Consider the following 19,192-nt stretch of genomic DNA (forward strand, 5'->3'; position numbering starts at 1 on the left):
CTGCCATAAATAATATTGAAAGATTTATAAAAATTCAATATGAAGAACCAGTGTATGTTATTCAATCGTATAATCAAGACCAATGGGTAATGGTTCAGAATTATCAAAATAGACCACTTCATGAAATAGTAAACCTTTTTCAGACATTAAATAAGCAAATTGTTAATATTGTTAAGAATATTCCTAACGAAAAGTTATCCAACCTATGTGATATAGGAAATAATCAACGTAAAACACTAGAGTGGCTTATACAAGATTATCTTGAGCATATGGAACACCATATTCACAATCAAATCTTGATTGAAAATAACGACTTATAAATTTAATTCTTATTCAAGTAACGGACGCTTTTCTGTAATATGAACTGCACCCTTTTTTATGAATAGGGCCATTTTGTTGAATAAAGGTAGGTATTTCAGAAAGGGAGTTAGAAGTCAATATTATTTGACGTGTTACTGAATAACAGGAATTGCTCAATTTACTAAATATTCATCTTATATCCCCGTACCATACCGTGTTCTCAAAAATAGTAATCGAAAAGAAATATTGAGAAAGTGTATGTGAATAATCTAATGAAAAGGGTTTATCTAGATAGAAAAGATTAAAACAATACCAAAGGGAGTAATCCGACAAACATACAAAGGAGGAAAAATTATATATGCCATATAATAACGAAAGGATAGTCCGAGCTAACGGGGTTGACCTCTGCGTTGAGACTTTCGGTAATCCCAAGGACCCTGCAATCATCCTTATCAGCGGCGCGCCGTTGGCCTGCTCAATGCACTGGTGGGAGGACGTGTTCTGCGAGCGCCTCGCAGCAGGCTCCCGATTCGTTATTCGCTATGACACCCGCGACTTCGGCCGATCTGTCACCTACGAGCCGGGGGACACGCAGTATAGCCTCCGCGATCTGGCTGCGGACGTCGTCGGCCTGTTCGACATCTTCCGACTGGCCGACGCCCATCTCGTAGGTTTCGGAGTAGGCGGATGGATTGGCCAACTGGTGGCACTTGATTATCCTGATCGGGTTACATCATTAACTCTAATTTCAACAAGACCCAACGCTCATGGTCCTACTGATCTCGACCTTCCAGAACATTCGGAGGAGTTCATGGCACACATTAGAGAAGCGCCGGAGCCAGACTGGTCAAATCGGGCAGAAGTGATCGATTACATTGTCGATTTTCAATATGCACTTTCCAATTCACATTTTTTTGACAAAACGACTAAATATGACCTTGCAGGGCGCATCTTCGATCGCAGCACAAACATTGCGTCGAGTATGAAAAACCCACCTCTTATTGACAAGGGCGATCGTTGGAGGGAACGACTCGGAGAGGTGGGTGCTCCAACTCTTGTGATTCATGGTACCGAGGATCCCTTCTTTCCCTATGGAAATGCACTTGCCTTAGAGAAGGAGATCCCTGATACCCAGTTGCTCACCTTAGAAGACACCGGTCACGAGCTTCCTCGGGCGGTCTGGGACGTTGTCATACCAGCGATTTTGCAGCACGCGTCAGACGATTAACACTCGCAAAAAAAAAGCAGGAGAGCATTGGCTTAGATAATGAAGGGGTGTCGGTTTGCAGTCAACCTAATTGTTTATTAAAGAAAAGGGCGCAATTCTTTAAGTGTGTCTTTTTGAATTGGGCAAGATTGTGGTGTAAGAATCGTTGAAGGAGATTGATATGTAAATTCAATTTATTTATTTTCATGATATTACTTGAATTTTAGATAACTGAATGATAATATCAGTAACAATAAAATATTTAAATAAAAATAAATAGCGATAACTTCTTATCCAGAGTGGTGGAGGGATAGGCCCTATGAAACCCGGCAACCATCAAGTCAAAATATTGTCTTGAACGGTGCTAATTCCTACAAAGGTGTCAACCTTTGAAAGATGAGAGGAAAGTATGTAATAATACGAACCTCTCTTTAAACAAAGAGAGGTTTTTTAAATGGAAAGAGGCTTATCGCTCAAAGGAGCGAGATTAAATGGAAAGAGCAGTGTTTGGTGCAAGCGGGTTTTTTAGTCAAAAAGCTTTTATTACAGGTTTTCGTGGTATTGAAAATGTTCGAATAGGACATCTAAGAGGGAAAAATCTAGATATAGTAGAAATATGGATTAATCCCTGGAAGGTATCTTATAATGAATTATTAGAATTGTTTTTTGACTTACATGACCCAACATCTAAAGAAGGAAATCAATCATTGATTTTCTTCTCTGATAAAAACCAATTAACATTAGCTAAACAAAAGAAAAGTGAGCTGAAACATATTTTTAAAGATAAAATTATTACAAGAATTACTCCAGCATGTGAACATATTAATGACCTAAAAGAGATAAAATTTATGTCTTAATAAAAATTTCACATTGTAACCACAGAACATCGCAATAAGTAAAATACTTCCTATTCAGCGGCCTCCGGTTTTTCTTAGGGATATTACTCGGAGCATAATATGTATTTAAAATAATCGAAAAAGTAAGAATAGTAAAAAATATTCTAATTCCTACTTAAATTATAGGAATACACGTATTAAAATTTCGTAAAATAGATTAATAAACGAAAAGGGGGAAAAAGATGAACACATTTCTTATCTTCGTAAACGTCGCGGTATTATTATTGCTTATGTTTGGTTTGTTCTTAATGCAAAAGAAGCATGTATCTTTTTCAAAACGCGTATTCACAGGCTTAGGTTTAGGTATTATTTTCGGTTATATAATTCATGCAATCTATGGAACTGGGCATGAAGTTACAGTCGGAACAATTGATTGGTTTAGCATTGTTGGCAGTGGTTATGTAAAACTATTACAAATGGTTGTAATGCCGCTGGTATTCATTTCAATTGTCGGAGCGTTTACGAAATTAAGATTGACTAAAAATATCGGGAAAATTAGTTTCCTTGTCATTGGAATACTGCTTGGAACGACTGCTATTTCGGCAGCAATTGGAATTGGTTCCGCGTTAGGATTTGGACTTGATGGCATAGAGTTAACTGCTGGTGATGCAGAGAACGCTCGAAATGAGCAATTACAGGAACGTGCTGTGACTGTAGAAAATATGACGATTCCTCAACAAATCCTTGAGTTAATTCCAAGCAATCCATTTCTAGATTTAACAGGTGCTCGTGCAACCTCTACAATTGCAGTTGTATTTTTTGCTGTATTTGTCGGGATTGGCTACCTTGGAGTAAAACGAAAAGATCCTGAGCCTGCTGAATTTTTTGCGAAAATTATCGATAGTTTATACGCTGTTATCATGAGAGTTGTAACGTTAATTCTCCGTCTAACACCATATGGTATCCTGGCAATTATTACAAAAGTTGCTGCTACAAGTGATTATGACGCATTCATGAAATTAGGCAAGTTTGTTGTGGCTTCTTATGTGGCATTAATTTTGGTGTTTATTGTGCATTTACTGTTGTTGTCATTTGCAAAACTAAACCCTGTAAATTATGTAAAAAAAGGGCTGCCAACTTTAACATTTGCCTTTACATCACGTACAAGTGCTGGAACACTGCCGATGACAATTAAGACACAAACAAAGGATTTTGGTGTTTCGGAAGGGATTGCAAACTTTGCTGGTTCCTTTGGACTTTCAATTGGTCAAAATGGATGTGCTGGTGTTTATCCGGCAATGTTAGCCGTTATGGTAGCTCCAGCCGCCGGTGTTGACCCTACAAGTCCATCATTTATTATTTCTCTAATTTTGGTAGTGGCAATCAGTTCATTTGGTGTCGCAGGTGTCGGGGGAGGAGCAACCTTTGCAGCTCTCATCGTACTATCCGTCATGAATCTTCCAATTGCGATTGTTGGGCTGTTAATCTCAGTTGAACCTCTTATCGACATGGGCCGTACTGCTGTAAACGTCAGTGGAGCAATGACATCTGGTATCCTAACAAGCAGAGCCACAGGAGAATTCGAAAACGAAGTCTACCAGCAGCAAAATGTTGTAGAAGCGTAAATTAAATTGGTGACAGGCACCATTCATGTACAAATAATACATTTTTTATGTGCTAGACCGACAGTGCTCAAATGTTAGTACCTGACCCCATACATTTTATTCTGAATATCATATTTGGCTATCCAATTTTTAGCTGAAATAAATCATAGGAAATTACTTTATAATTAATTCTAATTTTTTTGAAAGGCTCGCTTAAGTTGACAAACCAGTTCAACCATAAATGCTCCGAGTGTATTAACTGTGGTAGAGCCATGCTTAGAGAAAAAAGAGTCCCAAGTGAAAAGCATTTGGGATTCTTTTTAGTTGCATTAGTGATTTTGTGTATATCCAACTAATAAGGTGATCCAGGAGCCCAAGGCAATTAAAAATTAATATCGTTTGCTTTACATTTACATGGTATAGGGATTCGTGATTTCTAATTGTCCCTATTGTGGATTTAAAACAAAGTGAAACCCTTTAAATAGGAGTTTTTCTTATTAAGCAATCGGGCGCTTTCCATGAACAAGGATAAGTGCTCATTTTTCATTTTAGGTCCATATTCTTTAAATAAGGAAAGAGAAGGTAATTCACCTTGAAAGGTAAAAGTTATGTAATAAAAAGAGAAGCTTATTGGAACAAGGAAAATTATCTAAAACAAATAAAGTAACAAGGCTAAGAAGGATGTTCTATAAATCTGTTAAAATATAAATGAAATCTTAACTGATATATGGGAGGTAAAATGAAAAAAATAAAGGATTGGGCAAAGAACTTAAAACGACAAATTTTTATTCTATACTTTGCTTATAAAGATGAAAGAGTACCTGGGTATGCTAAAGTATTTACAGCTTGTGTTGTAGCATATGCGTTCAGTCCTATTGACCTGATACCTGATTTTATACCGATTCTTGGTTACTTAGACGATGTAATTATTGTTCCATTAGGGATAATGTTTGCGTTAAAAATGATACCAAAGGATGTAATATCGGACTGTGAAGTTAAAGCAGAAGAAAGGATAAATAATGGTAAGCCGAAGAATTGGATAGTTGGTTCACTAATAGTTTTGATATGGAGCGTAATGATATTATGGATTATTTTGAAGGTATATCGATTCTTCAGCTAACGGGTACGTTAGTTTAATAAGAATTAAGTGGTTTTATGAGTGAGGTCAGATTTTAGTTATTCAATTAAAGGGCGTAATTCAAGGGTATTTAATTGCGTTCATTGTTCCGTTAAAGGAGGCGTTGATTCGAAAAAAGGATTACGCGCCTATTTGTTTACTATCTAACTATTGGGCAGGATTCTAGAGTAAAGGTTTTGTCTACTTAATCAAAGATGATGTGGTGGGAAGGAAAAATGAAGACTTATTTAGACATAGCTGTTTTAAATAATATAGCTTGGTGTGAAATTATATGTAAGACTCATCAAATAGAATACTCGTCAAGTAGGCATGTGTGGGGCATACTATCTAAAGCACCTCCGTTTTATCCGGATATCATTACATCAAGTAAGGCTGCAACAACTAAAGAAGTGGTTGATTTCATGGGAGATAAGAACATTCTATCTATCAAAGATAGTTTTGCGGATCTTAAATTGCAGCCATACGGATTTAAGCAACTATTTCAGGCAGAGTGGATTTATCATCCTCCTATTTCTATGCCTAAACTTCTTGATTCGCCTTGGCGTGTTATAGCAACAGAAGATGAATTGAAAAAGTGGACCTCAGTTCATGGATCAGAACAGGTAATAAAGAAAAATCTTTTGGGGCGAAATGATGTGAAAATCTTCATCCATGAACATAAAGATGGTATATCGGGATTTATTGCTAATTTAGGTGCTGATGTTGTAGGAATATCCAATGTGTTTTCAAATGGATATATAGAAAAGGACCTGTGGTCAGATATCGTTCATGTCGTTTCAACTGTATTTCCTGATTTATCAATGGTCGGGTATGAACACGATGATGATCTCAAATCTGCACTATCCTGTGGATGGGTGTCACTAGGTCCACTATATGTTTGGGTAAAATCATGATTTAATTTAAATAAAAAGTAAATTAATTGGTATACCCTAGAAGTAAATATTGTTTGTAAACATCAAATGAAAATTTCTCGTTAATCAATATATAATTCAAGAAAAGGGGGCCGCTCGACAAGTTCTGTTATAAGCGCTTTAAAGCGTGAAATACAGAGGATTATTGTGTTTAATCCTAACTTTACAACGAAGGATGGGAATGACGGAACCATGTTTCCCGAAACCATCCCGTCAATACTCCTGCATGCGTCATGACTGACAGGTCATGGGGTTTGAAGAACAGGTGGATTCGGCAGAACGAAGGCTGAAGCCAAAAGGTATGCCAACGGATATGCCACACGGCTGAAAAACTGGATAGGGTGAGAATCGTTCTTTGAGATAGGAACTGACGAACTTCCGAAGGTACGGGTCTAGATTTTCAACATGGGGAAACCCATGTCCCATCTCACGATGGGGTGAGTGGCGTAGAGTAAAAGTGCCCCCTCTGAAATACGCTATACCGAACAACGGCGGTATCCAGCTCACAGGCTTACAGGAAGCACCTACATCTAGTATGGATAGCTACGTTGTAAGGGACTTGGAAAGCAAGGGACGTTGAAACAAGGGCTGTCACCTAAAATGGTTGCTATAAGGCAAATGCTGAAATACATTTATCCTTGTGAGGGTAGGGGCATGACTTATGAATCACCTGTAATGGGAGTGGAGGAATAGCCCCAAGTCTAATAAATGAAACGATTATTTTCCAAAAGTGAATGGCACCGATCGGGTAGGACAGTGGGAACATCACTTCCGTAAGGAGGGATGCCACAGTGCCAACGCTGCGAAACTGGGATTATTACGGTATGACGGAGACATTTACGGGACTATATGAAAAAGCTAGCGACGGAGAAACGTTTTCGTATCTATACGACACCATCGTATCAAGAGAAAACATCCTCCTAGCCTACCGCTCAATCAAAACCAACAAAGGTTCCAAAACACCCGGTACCGATGGAAAAACCATCGACGACATGAAAGAGCTATCAGAGAACGACCTTGTTACAAAGGTCCGAAACAAACTCAAAAACTATCACCCGAAGAAAGTGCGAAGGAAATGGATTGAAAAAGAAAATGGGAAATGGAGACCTCTTGGTATCCCCTGTATTCTGGATAGAGTAATCCAACAAAGTTTTAAACAAATCCTCGAGCCCATCGCTGAATCCAAGTTCTACAAACATAGCTATGGATTCAGACCCCTTCGGTCTGCTCATCATGCTATGGCAAGGATACAATACTTGATTAATCAAGCGCAACTACACTTCGTAATAGATATAGATATCAAAAGCTTCTTTGATAATGTTAATCATACACTATTGAACAAGCAACTATGGAATACGGGTATACAAGACCGTAAGGTGCTAGCCTGTATATCAAAAATGATTAAAGCAGAGATTGATGGTGAAGGAGCCCCAGAAAAAGGGACACCACAAGGTGGGATTTTATCTCCCCTTCTATCAAATATCGTGCTAAATGACTTGGATCAATGGGTTACAGGACAATGGGAATTCTTCCCGCTAACCAAATCGTTTAAATCAGATGTTGGAGCGAGACTTGCGAAGAAGCGTACAAACTTGAAAGAGGGATACCTCGTCCGCTATGCGGACGATTTCAAAATTCTCTGTCGAGATGGAAAGACTGCCCAACGTTGGTATCATGCCGTTCGGCTATTCTTGAAAGAACGTCTACATCTAGACATTTCTCCAGAAAAGTCCCAGATTGTCAATCTGAGAAAAAGAGAATCCGAATTTCTAGGATTCACAATTCGTGCGAATAAAAAGGGTGAAAAGCGTGTCGCACATACGGGCATTGTCTCTTCTAAAAAGAAGAAAATCAAACAGGAAGCGAAAAAGCTTATCCAAAGATTAAAAGCTTCCCCTACTGCTCAAAATGTCCAGCGCTTTAATAGTTTTGTGTTAGGGCTTCACAATTACTTCAAACGAGCGACACATGTCAGCCTAGAGTTCTCACGTCTTGCCTTTGATTTAAAACCATTCTTGTATAACCGCCTTCGACAAATTGGTACAGAGGAACATCCGTTTAATCCACCACCTATTTATAAGAAGCTTTTTAGCTTAAAGACAAAAACCATCAAGATAAATGATATGTATCTCTTCCCAATAGGTAATGTAAAAACTGTCAACGCGATGAACTTCAGTCCAAAGCTTACGCTTTTCACCGATGAAGGTAGAGAGCGTTTCTATAAGAAACTTCGACCGGATATTCAAAATGAAGTCAGTCAATTGATGAAAGCAGTTCTGCCCAATCGAAGTATAGAATACATGGACAATCGGATTAGTCGCTACAGTATGAAATTGGGGAAATGCGAAATTACAGGGCAGTATTTGCTTGCCCATAATGTCCATTGTCATCATTATCTCCCGAAACATTTTGGAGGCAATGACCAGTTTCATAATCTCCGTATCCTCCATGAAGATGTTCATCGCTTAATTCATATGAAGGATGATCAAAGGATTGACTCATTCCTCTACAAGCTGGGAATAAATCAACCGATGCTAAACAAGATTAACCAGTACCGCAAGGTGTGTAAATTAGATAGCATCGAATCTTCCCGTCTCGAAGGGTAACAAGGAACTTATAATCTAGTACATTTTATTAGATGGAGCGCCGAATGCTGGGAAACTAGCACGTTTGGTGTGGAGCAGGGGAAAAGCCGGAGATAACTTCAAACGCTTACCTATTGCTGACAATAGCTGAAGATCGAACGGATGATTTCCAGCTATTTTTTTTGTTCCGTTAGGCGGATTAATGGAATAATGTTAAAATTTATCAATAAGGTACAAGGGACCCGGCACCTTGCACCTGAAAATTATTCTGAAATTTATAAAAAGTGGTTGAATATATGGGTAATATGATGTAGGATATAAGTAAGCGCATACAGAGCGGATTGTTACTGTTAAATCAGGCAAAACCGATTCCTTTTCATAAGGGAGGGTTTTGCCTTTTTTGTTATCGGAGGTGGAAGAAGTGAAGATTAATAAAATATTGAACAACAATGTCATTGTCTCCATAAAAAACAAGCAGGAAGTGATCGTTATGGGGCGTGGCATTGCCTTTAATAAACGGGTTGGAGAAGACATCGATGAAGATAAAACAGAGAAAATCTTCACTTTGGAAGACCAAGATATTACAAAGAAATTTAAGACTTTGATTGCAGATATCCCATTGGAGTACATGGAATTATCGGAAAAGATTATTCATTACGCCAAGCAAAAGCTTGGGAAGAAACTGAATGATAGTATTTACATCTCTTTAACCGATCATATTCATTTTGCGATTGAGCGTTATCATAATAATCTTCCAATCAAAAATGGATTACTCTGGGAAACGAAGAACCTCTATAAAGAGGAATTTGAAATCGGACTTGAAGCATTAAATATGATTTGTGAACGATTCAATGTCATTTTGCCTGAAGATGAGGCGGGTTTTATCGCACTGCATCTTGTGAATGCCCAGCTTAATGAGGACATGACAAATACTGTTGACATGACAAAGGTGATTCAAGACATTTTAACCATTGTTAAATATAGCTTCAAAATCGAATTTGATGAGAACTCCTTGAATTATCACAGGTTTATTACTCATTTGAAGTTCTTTGCTCATCGGTTGGTGAAAGGTGAGCATTATAAAGATGGGAAAGACGACCTTTTAAATGTCATTATGAAGAAGTATCCTGATGCTTATCAATGTTCCTTAAAAATCAAAAATTTTGTAGAAAAGCAATACAGATATGAGTTGACAGAAGAAGAAATCCTTTATTTAACGATTCATATTGAACGCGTAGTAAAAAAATAAAGATTGATTCCATTTTAGGATTGTTACTTGCGAGGCAAAACCTAAATTACGGGAATGACAGGCGTTGTATGTCTAGTCTTCACGTGGTTTAGGTTTTTTCTTTTATAAAAAAACGTTATCAAATCATCAGGGGGTGTATGGCATGAGCCATCAAAAGTTAGCAAGAAAAATTTTAGATTTAGTTGGCGGGAAGGAAAATGTTAATAGCGTTTTCCATTGTATTACTAGACTTCGCTTTAAGTTAAAAGACGAATCGAAAGCAAAAACGGATGAACTGAAAAATTTAGATGGTGTTGTAACTGTTATGAAAAGCGGTGGGCAATATCAAGTCGTTATAGGAAATCATGTTCCAGAAGTTTATAAGGAAGTTGCAGCAATTGGAGGCTTTTCTTCAAAACAGAGTCAAGATGAAACAGCAGAGGATGAAGACAAGGGAAATTTATTGTCACGTTTTATTGACCTGATTTCTGGGATTTTCACACCGATTTTAGGTGTATTGGTAGCAGCAGGTATGATTAAAGGTTTTAACGCTTTATTTGTAGCCCTGGGTTGGTTAACCAATACAAGTGGAACTTACCAAATATTAAATGCAACAGGTGACGCGCTGTTTTACTTCTTGCCGGTTATTCTTGGTTATACAGCAATGAAGAAATTCAAGGGGTCACCGTTCTTAGGAATCGTAATTGGTTCTGCCCTCGTTTATCCTAATCTTTCGACATTAACTTCAGGTGAACCGCTTTATACATTATTTGCAGGAACTTTATTTGAATCGCCGGTATTTATTGAATTTCTAGGTATTCCAGTAATTTTGATGACCTATTCATCAAGTGTTATTCCGATTATTTTAGCATCTTTTTTCGCTGCAAAAGTAGAACGTGGATTTGCTAAAGTAGTACCTAGTGTTGTTAAAGCTTTCTTAGTTCCAACATTGACATTGCTTGTAGTTGTGCCGTTAACGTTTATCGTTATTGGTCCAATTGCCACATGGGCAGCAAATTTTGTTGGTCAAGCAACAATTTGGGTTTATGATCTAAGTCCGATTATTGCAGGAGTTATACTTGGTGCTTTCTGGCAAGTATTTGTTATTTTTGGTTTACATTGGGGTCTTGTTCCAATTGCATTTAATAATCTGGCAACACAAGGGTTTGATCCTATCTTAGCAATGATATTCGCCGCTTCTTTTGCTCAAACAGGTGCTGTTCTTGGTGTCTGGTTAAAAACAAAAAATCAAAAATTAAAGACACTTAGTGCCCCTGCATTTATCTCTGGTATCTTTGGTGTAACAGAACCAGCAATCTATGGAATTACACTTCCGAAGAAAAAGCCATTTATCATCAGCTGTATTGCGGCTGGTATTGGTGGGGGAATGATTGGACTTTTCGGAACAAAATTACACGTGATGGGTGGCTTAGGGGTATTTGGATTCCCAAGTTATATCCATCCTGAAGAGGGCATGAATAGTGCGTTTTGGGGTCTGGTAGCAGCTGTTGTAGCTGCAACTGTATTAGGATTTGTTTTAACTTATTTCTTTGGAGGTGTGAACAAAAGGGAAGCACCATTAGAAAAAAACAAAAGTACAACCAATAAAAGTGTGAAAATTGACAGTCCATTAAAAGGCCAAATCGTTCCATTAAGTGAGGTTACTGACAAGGTTTTTGCTTCAGAAGCAATGGGAAAAGGAATCGCGGTATTACCAACTGAAGGACGTGTTGTTGCGCCAGTTAGTGGAATTGTTACGACATTATTTAAAACAAAACATGCAATTGGTCTTACTTCAGAAGAAGGAGTAGATATCCTGATTCATGTAGGGATCGATACAGTTCAATTAGATGGTGAACATTTCTTTTCCCATATCAAACAAGGAGATAAAGTAAATTCAGGAGATCTCCTTGTAGAATTTGATATTGAGAAAATTAAAGAAGCAGGCTATGAAGTGGTGACACCAGTGATCATTACAAATCATAACGATTTTGAAAGCTTAGAAGTAACACAAGTTAAATCTGTAGACGTCAATGATCATTTAATAAAAGTAACTGAAGAAAATACTGTAGAGGTTAATGAAAATAATCTGATAAATGTCAGAGCTTAACAAGTAAATAGATATGGTTTTTGCAAATTAAAAACCATATCTTATCTTTATTGAAAAATTTGGAGGTAGTATGATGAAAAAAGTAAACGGTTTTCCAGACAACTTTCTGTGGGGCGGAGCCATTGCCGCAAACCAAACTGAAGGTGCATACCTTGAAGGGGGAAAAGGATTAACAATTGTAGATTTACTTCCAACAGGAGAGAAGCGTTGGGACATTATGAATGGAAAGATTGAAAGTCTTGTGCCAGCTGAAAATGAATTTTATCCAGGCCATGAGGCAATCGATTTCTATCATCGTTATAAAGAGGATATTGCTCTTTTTGCTGAGATGGGCTTTAAAGCACTACGTTTATCTATTTCATGGGCAAGGATTTTCCCAAATGGTGATGATGATGAAACACCAAATGAAGAAGGTCTAAAATTTTATGACGATGTATTTGATGAACTCCTAAAATGCAATATTGAACCTGTCGTAACCATTGCTCATTTCGATGTTCCGATCAATCTAATAGAAAAGTACGGAAGCTGGAGAAATAGAAAACTTGTTGGACTCTTTGAACGTTATGCAAAATCCATTTTTAAGCGCTACAAAAATAAAGTAAAATATTGGATGACATTCAATGAAATCAATATGCTGCTTCACTTACCTTTCATCGGTGCAGGCCTTGTTTTTAAAGAAGGAGATCATAAAAAACAAATTCAATTTCAAGCGGCTCACCATCAGTTACTTGCTAGTGCACTGGCTGTGAAGGCGGGACATGAGATCAATCCCGAATTCCAAATTGGCTGTATGTTGGCTGCTGGAATGACGTATCCATATACATCAAATCCTGAGGATGTATGGGATGGGATGGATAAAGATAGAGAATCATTCTTCTTCATTGATGTACAAGCGAGAGGGGCATATCCTGGTTATGCGAAACGCTATATGCAAGAGAATGGTATTGAAATTGAAATGCAATCAGAAGATGAAGAAATCTTAAAGAGCGGAACCGTTGATTATATTGGATTTAGTTACTACGCTTCACGCACAACAAGTACAGATCCTGAAGTTCTTAAAAATCAAACAGCAGGAAATGTATTCGGTTCAATAGAGAACCCTTATCTGAAAAAATCAGAATGGGGCTGGACCATTGACCCGAAAGGATTTCGTATTACCATGAACCAATTATATGACCGTTATCAAAAGCCTTTGTTTGTTGTAGAAAATGGATTAGGTGCTCATGATGTTCCTAATGAAGATGGAGAAATTCTGGATGATTATCGAATTGATTACTTACGTAAGCATGTAGAACATATGAAAGAATCGGTTAAAGATGGGGTCGAACTCATCGGTTATACAAGTTGGGGACCAATTGATATTGTAAGCGCGTCAACGGGTGAGATGAAAAAACGATACGGTTACATATATGTGGATAAAGATAATGAAGGTAACGGGACATTAGACAGAAAGAAAAAGAAAAGCTTTTATTGGTATCAAAATGTAATCAAGTCAAATGGTGAAGATCTATAAGAATTAGGAGGTAAGACTATGAGTGAAAAATATCATTTTCCAAATAATTTTTTATGGGGCGGTGCGACAGCTGCCAATCAATTAGAAGGTGCATACCAAGAAGGTGGAAAAGGTTTGAACCTTGCAGACGTCCTACCTGGTGGGAAAGTTCGTCTTAATCTTTTATCGCAACCAGGTTTTGATTTTGAAATGGATCAAGAAAAATACTCCTATCCAAACCATGAGGCGATTGATTTTTATCACCGTTACAAGGAAGATATTGCTTTGTTTGCAGAGATGGGCTTCAAAGTATTCCGCATGAGTATTGCGTGGAGCCGTATTTTCCCTAAAGGGGATGAGCTTGAACCGAACGAAGAAGGACTGGCTTTTTATGATCGTGTATTTGATGAACTTCATAAACACGGAATCGAACCGCTGGTAACGATAGCTCACTACGAAACACCATTACACTTGATAAAAGAATATGGTGGGTGGAAAAATCGTAAGCTGGTTGAGTTTTTCAAGCGTTATGTAACGGTTGTTTTCAACCGCTATAAAGATAAAGTGAAATATTGGTTAACGTTTAATGAGATTAATGGTGCCACCCACTTCCCGTTGTTTGGGCTTGGATTCTCAGCATTAAGTGAAGAAACACGTCTTCAAGAAAGCTTCCAAGGGCTTCATCATCAGTTTGTAGCAAGTGCCATTGCGGTAAAACTTGGACATCAAATCATACCGGAATCACAGATAGGTTGTATGCTTATATACGCACCAACTTATTCGTATGATTCGAACCCGGAAAACGTTATGCACGCTTTAGAGGATGGAAGAATATTTAATTTCTTCTGCGGAGATGTACAGGTTCGAGGAGAGTATCCGACATTCATCAATAGATACTTCAAAGAAAACGATATTATGATTGATATGCACGAAGGTGATTTGGAAACGATCAAAAAAGGAACGGTCGACTTCATTTCATTCAGTTACTATATGTCAAGAACGGAGAAGAAAGATAAAACACCAGAAGAGATCGGGAAAGGAAATCTAATTGGCGGCGTTCAAAATCCATTCCTAAAAGCAAGTGATTGGGGATGGGAAATTGACCCGACTGGCCTTCGTATTGCATTGAATGAGTTATATGACCGTTATCAAAAACCACTGATGGTCGTTGAAAATGGGCTGGGCGCATATGATAAAGTTGAAGAAGATGGAAGTATCAATGATGATTATCGGATTGATTATTTACGTGATCACGTTAAAGCAATGGGCGAAGCAATTGAAGATGGCGTGGATCTCATTGGATATACATCATGGGGCTGCATCGATCTGGTGAGTGCCTCAACAGGACAATATTCTAAGAGGTATGGCTTCATTTATGTTGATAAGCATGATGACGGAAGCGGAACGCTAGAAAGAAGGAAAAAGAAATCATTCTATTGGTATAAAGCTGTTATCAGTAGCAATGGAGAAAATCTATAAAAAAAGAGAGTTTGCTCTTAAGAGAGAACAGGACTATTCGTTTCTGTTCTCTTTTTTGAGGGACGGGGGACCTGTCCCTTGTCCCTCACACAACTGAATGGTAGTAATGAATTGTACGAAGTAGAAGCAGCTACTTATTTCAAAAAAATGAAAAATGATACTAAGGTTGGATTGGTTCCTAACACAGGTCATACGGCAAATATAGACCAGCCAGGAATATATAATAATATGCTTGAAAGTTTTTTAGAAGATATTAACTAACAAAGAAAATAATTATACACTCTTGTTCCACATAGGGGATCTTTAATGGAAGAACGCGGGTATGCCATTTATTCAATAGCAACAATCTTTTAGAAACAGCTTTTAATATAATATTCATGAAACAGCCAAGTTTGAATCGACTGTACGACCCATAGTTCCGGCAGTGTTCAGTTTTTTTACCAGACAGTCGAAAAGTAAACACAAAAAAACTTTTAAATTACTTAAACACCAGATCCTTCAAAGTAGATATTTTCTAGATTTTCATTGAACTTAATACTCAGAGCTTTTAAATTTGCTTTTACGTATGGAAAAAATGATAAATAAAAGTGGTATGTAGCTATATATAAAATAGAAACCTACCTCTGAGGTGAATTTCCCCAGTGCATCTACTTTCAGACGGTCATCAATTAAGATGCTACAAAGTAATATGAATAGCATAATCGTATATAATGATTTCCTTGGTTTAATTTTCGTTATTTTCTTTAAGATCCTCGTACAACACCAGATTGGAATACAGACGGTTGGAAGTATAACCAAAAGCCAAGTAAAGATAAAAATAAATTCAATTCGCATGATAAAAGAAAATTCAACAATCTTAATCATGGCTAATGTCGGCCATAATGTATGCTTAAGTTGACCTTGGCTAAAATAAACGAAGGTTATTAATGTAACTAATAGATATATGAAAGTTGTAAATGCTAATGCTCCATGTGCCCATTTTGCAGATTTAGAAGGGTGCTTAATAAATGGGAAGTAAATCAACAAGGACTCAAACCCAATAAATATAAGGAAAGATGCTTTAGAGGATTGAGCTATTTCCAGAATTGAATGGTTAAAAACCGGCATTAGGTTTCTAAAATTAGCATATTGAAAAGGAAAATATAACGTTAACAGAAGAATAGAAGGTAGAACCACTCCTAGAAAGCTTATTCCCGTCAATGTTCGGAATCCTCCGGTAATGATATAAATGATTAGACATGCTAACCCTAGACTAAGCTCCCAAGTTTTGATCATTGGGAATACCCATACCTGTATAGCTTCTATATAAGTACGAAAAACGGTGAGAGCCAAAAGTAAAAAGTATCCAATTACAATAACCGATAAAAAATTCCCGATTTTTTCACCAAACGAAATTTGATGGATTTTTAACAAGTCTTTGGTAGGGTTACTAACCATTTTTAGTATCATCCATAATATAATATGAAGGCTTAGACCAGTGATAATAACTGAGATCCATGAATCATGTCCAGCATTTTCAATAATCGTATTCTGAAAGCTTAGAAGACCAATTCCTGTTTGAGAGGAGTGAATCAAAAAGAAAACAAAAAAAGTAGAAACTAAATAGTTTTCTTTATTTTTTTGCTCCACTATCCTTCCACTCCCGTCTGTAGAAAGTTCACCTTCGTTTCAATTTCAAATTCTAAATTTGGGTATTGATCATTAAAGCTATTTTGCGTCCAATCCCGTTTTTCACTTCTAACTAAATCTCCAAATCCCACAGGATCTACTTGTTCCTCTTTAAACTCTTCCAATAACCTTTCAATTTTTGTGCTTAATTCTTTTTCGATCTTTTTAGATAATTTATCTACATCTTCCTTTTTAGAAAGATCAAGAGATCTTGGGTAATCTTTAATAAGAGCAAACAAATCAAGTTTAATTTTCACCTGTGGCTTTTGATGAGTATTTTTAATGGAGACTTTTCGTTTTCCATACATAATTTTTAGAAAGATTTTCTCTTTCTGTTCGCTGATGAATTCATAAGTACCACTAATATTTTTGTCTTTAATGATCTTAAAGAGGAACGCTTCCCTATCCTGAAGGAGCATCATCAATTTGTCACCCTTAAAAATTCCTAAACCATCAACCATTATCTTCTCAGATTCATAAATGGTTAAGACCGGCAAGTAAACATCTTGCCCAGCACCATAGTATTGATTTAATACTGTATGAATGTTCGTTTGTGGCGTATTCCCGTATGTTATATTTTGTTCAATTACATCAGAGAGATAATAGGGTGGAAATCTCATAGAAAGATTAAGGACTTCAGCAGCCTCCTGCTTTGATATTGCCATTTTTGCATTGCTTTCTACGATTGGATCTCTGACAAGCGTACCAATTAAATCTTTAATGCCTTCTTTTGCAAAAGGTTCTCCCATTATTATTGTTCTTGTTTTTCCAATTTCAACAGGGTGTTGTACTTGTTGCGTAAACGTCGTAAATATTCCATTTGCAGTTTCGGATTCTGCTGTAAGAAGCTTTACTGGTGCCCCTGCTGGTACATCATAATGAACATGGAAAGAGGCGCTCCCTTTTATTTTATCATCTTCAAGATCATAGCCTAATGATTCAATTATTTTTAAATCCTCGACTATTTTATTCCTAGAGCATCCTACTATTAACAACAGGACACATAGGATTTTTAAAAATTTCATCATGGCCCACAACCTCTTGAAAAAGAACTAAGTTATTCGTTATTATAGTCATCCTCGGTGTCTTTATGCTTTTTGACATTGTACCTATGCAACTTTAGAGGTCTAAAGAAGGTAAACCGTTTAGTCGTGACGCTTAAAGAAGACCGAATAAAACTATCGTTTAAATCTCTGTACCTGAATGGGTATAGAGGTGCCAAATAGGGTGTGCCAAGAGATTTTAACCTTATTAGATGGCACAGGATAAAAGTAAGACCCAGAGTTACCCCAAAACCTCCCCAAATTGCAGCTAAGAGAATAAGTGGGAATCTTAATATCCGAATGGTATTAGACATCTTGAAAATAGGAGTAGTAAAAGAAGCAAGTGCTGAAAGAGCTACGATGATTAATAAAATGTTACTTGTAAGTGCAGCTTGAACAGCAGCTTGCCCAATTACAATACCTCCAACAATTCCCAGAGTTTGGCCAACTTTTGTCGGAAGTCTGCCTCCTGCTTCTCTCAAGAGTTCTATTGTAATTTCTAAAAATAAAGCTTCCAGTAAAGGAGGAAACGGGACATTTGCCCTTGACATGATTAACGGGGTTAACAGATCTTCCGGAATGATTGCAAAATGGTGTGTTAATACTGCGACATAAATTGGTGTTGCCAAAATTGAAAAGAGGACACCTATAAATCGTATTAATCGAAAGAAAGACCCTACTGACCACGGTGAGTAATAATCCTCTGGTGATATAAAAAAGTTAAATATACTAGTAGGTCCTGCGATAACATAAGGTGAACCGTCACTAATAACGATTACTTGTCCAAGTAAAAGCATATAGATTGTACGATCCAAACGTTCTGTAGACATGAATAGCGGAAAAGGTGTATTTGCGTTATCAGAAATAATCTGATCTAGAATTGAACTATCGAATATAACATCCATATCTAAATCCTCAAGACGTTGTTTCATGGTTTGAATGTGCTGTGGATTTGCAATTCCATCAATATATCCAATCATAACCCGAGTGTTTGAAAGAGATCCTTTAGTAATTTCTTTAAAAACAAGATCTTCGGATGTAATTTGCCTTCTCAATAGGCTGAGGTTTGTATCAAGATCTTCGACAAAGCCCACATTTGGTCCGATGACACTATATTCATGGTCAGCATTATTAAAATCTCTATAACCCTTCGTTCCATTCGAAAGATTAACCAAAATACCTTTCTCAGGAGTTTTCGTTAAATGAATGAATATGTAGCCTTTTTTAAGTTTGTTTATGAATACTTTAGCATCGGAAGTGATTTCTCGATCTTCTATAGGTATGGCATTCATCAAATCCGAAAGCTCTGTAAATACCTCCTCTGTAGATTGAATATATGGAAGGAGATGATGATGTATTTTTTTTTCATCAATAAGACTCTTATAATAGGAAAAATATATGGGTGACCCATTGACGCTTTTAGTGGAAAACTGGTAAAAATCATCAGATTTAGATGCCTCTTTAAACAACTCATGTATCGAATTGTTTTTTTGTTTTATGAAATTCCACAAGGATCCATCACCTCCCCATATGAAAACAATCAAGTATTATTCTTGGATAGTTTAGGCAATTTCTGGTGTTTTTATTTATT

15 protein-coding genes and 1 riboswitch are annotated in these 19,192 nt (G+C 37.0%); of the genes, 12 read left to right on the forward strand and 3 right to left on the reverse strand.

Annotated elements, in window-relative coordinates:
* Positions 1–50 precede the first annotated feature (50 nt).
* The 12 genes from ACJROX_RS08180 (at position 51) to ACJROX_RS08235 (ending at position 15,151) form a co-directional block, all read left to right on the forward strand.
* Entirely contained in the window at positions 51–320 is a 270-nt protein-coding gene (locus ACJROX_RS08180; protein ID WP_408010257.1) for a hypothetical protein, read from the forward strand.
* A 338-nt stretch (positions 321–658) separates the two neighbouring features.
* Positions 659–1,528, forward strand: a complete 870-nt coding sequence (locus ACJROX_RS08185; RefSeq protein ID WP_408010258.1) for an alpha/beta fold hydrolase — start codon at positions 659–661, stop codon at positions 1,526–1,528.
* 266 nt (positions 1,529–1,794) lie between these two features.
* Positions 1,795–1,910: riboswitch (SAM riboswitch) on the forward strand.
* 88 nt (positions 1,911–1,998) lie between these two features.
* Entirely contained in the window at positions 1,999–2,364 is a 366-nt protein-coding gene (locus tag ACJROX_RS08190) for a peptide-methionine (S)-S-oxide reductase (RefSeq protein ID WP_408010259.1), read from the forward strand.
* Between the two features lie 221 nt (positions 2,365–2,585).
* On the forward strand, positions 2,586–3,968 hold the full coding sequence (locus ACJROX_RS08195; protein ID WP_408010260.1) for an L-cystine transporter: 1,383 nt from the start codon (positions 2,586–2,588) through the stop codon (positions 3,966–3,968).
* 718 nt (positions 3,969–4,686) lie between these two features.
* Complete coding sequence (locus tag ACJROX_RS08200) at positions 4,687–5,067, forward strand: YkvA family protein (RefSeq protein ID WP_408010261.1); 381 nt, start codon at positions 4,687–4,689, stop codon at positions 5,065–5,067.
* 233 nt (positions 5,068–5,300) lie between these two features.
* Complete coding sequence (locus tag ACJROX_RS08205; RefSeq protein ID WP_408010262.1) at positions 5,301–5,978, forward strand: hypothetical protein; 678 nt, start codon at positions 5,301–5,303, stop codon at positions 5,976–5,978.
* An 809-nt stretch (positions 5,979–6,787) separates the two neighbouring features.
* Positions 6,788–8,602 carry a group II intron reverse transcriptase/maturase gene (ltrA, locus tag ACJROX_RS08210; protein ID WP_408006423.1) on the forward strand — a complete coding sequence of 605 codons (1,815 nt, stop codon included), beginning with the start codon at positions 6,788–6,790 and terminating at the stop codon, positions 8,600–8,602.
* Positions 8,603–9,002: 400 nt separating this feature from the next.
* Positions 9,003–9,830: a BglG family transcription antiterminator LicT gene (licT, locus tag ACJROX_RS08215; protein WP_408010263.1), complete on the forward strand. Its 828-nt coding sequence runs from the start codon at positions 9,003–9,005 to the stop codon at positions 9,828–9,830.
* Positions 9,831–9,972: 142 nt separating this feature from the next.
* Complete coding sequence (locus tag ACJROX_RS08220; RefSeq protein ID WP_408010264.1) at positions 9,973–11,919, forward strand: beta-glucoside-specific PTS transporter subunit IIABC; 1,947 nt, start codon at positions 9,973–9,975, stop codon at positions 11,917–11,919.
* A 73-nt stretch (positions 11,920–11,992) separates the two neighbouring features.
* The gene (locus ACJROX_RS08225; RefSeq protein WP_408010265.1) at positions 11,993–13,432 is read left to right on the forward strand and encodes a 6-phospho-beta-glucosidase; all 1,440 of its coding nucleotides are present in this window, start codon (positions 11,993–11,995) and stop codon (positions 13,430–13,432) included.
* Between the two features lie 18 nt (positions 13,433–13,450).
* Positions 13,451–14,890: a glycoside hydrolase family 1 protein gene (locus ACJROX_RS08230; protein ID WP_408010266.1), complete on the forward strand. Its 1,440-nt coding sequence runs from the start codon at positions 13,451–13,453 to the stop codon at positions 14,888–14,890.
* A 111-nt stretch (positions 14,891–15,001) separates the two neighbouring features.
* Entirely contained in the window at positions 15,002–15,151 is a 150-nt protein-coding gene (locus ACJROX_RS08235) for a hypothetical protein (RefSeq protein ID WP_408010267.1), read from the forward strand.
* A gap of 270 nt (positions 15,152–15,421) precedes the next feature.
* Here the strand turns inward: ACJROX_RS08235 and ACJROX_RS08240 are convergent, their stop codons facing one another.
* From ACJROX_RS08240 to ACJROX_RS08250, 3 genes are read right to left on the reverse strand one after another with little or no spacing between them, the layout of a single operon-like run.
* Positions 15,422–16,519, reverse strand: a complete 1,098-nt coding sequence (locus ACJROX_RS08240) for a GerAB/ArcD/ProY family transporter (RefSeq protein WP_408010268.1) — start codon at positions 16,517–16,519, stop codon at positions 15,422–15,424.
* Positions 16,519–17,586, reverse strand: a complete 1,068-nt coding sequence (locus tag ACJROX_RS08245; protein ID WP_408010269.1) for a Ger(x)C family spore germination protein — start codon at positions 17,584–17,586, stop codon at positions 16,519–16,521. Before ACJROX_RS08245 ends, ACJROX_RS08240 begins: the two co-directional genes overlap by 1 nt.
* Before the next feature lie 29 nt (positions 17,587–17,615).
* A complete protein-coding gene (locus tag ACJROX_RS08250) occupies positions 17,616–19,112 on the reverse strand; it encodes a spore germination protein (protein ID WP_408010270.1) in 1,497 nt (498 codons plus the stop codon).
* Between the last annotated feature and the right edge of the window lie 80 nt (positions 19,113–19,192).

It is taken from the genome of Pseudalkalibacillus sp. A8 (genome assembly GCF_045920555.1).
Lineage (GTDB): Bacteria > Bacillota > Bacilli > Bacillales > Fictibacillaceae > Pseudalkalibacillus.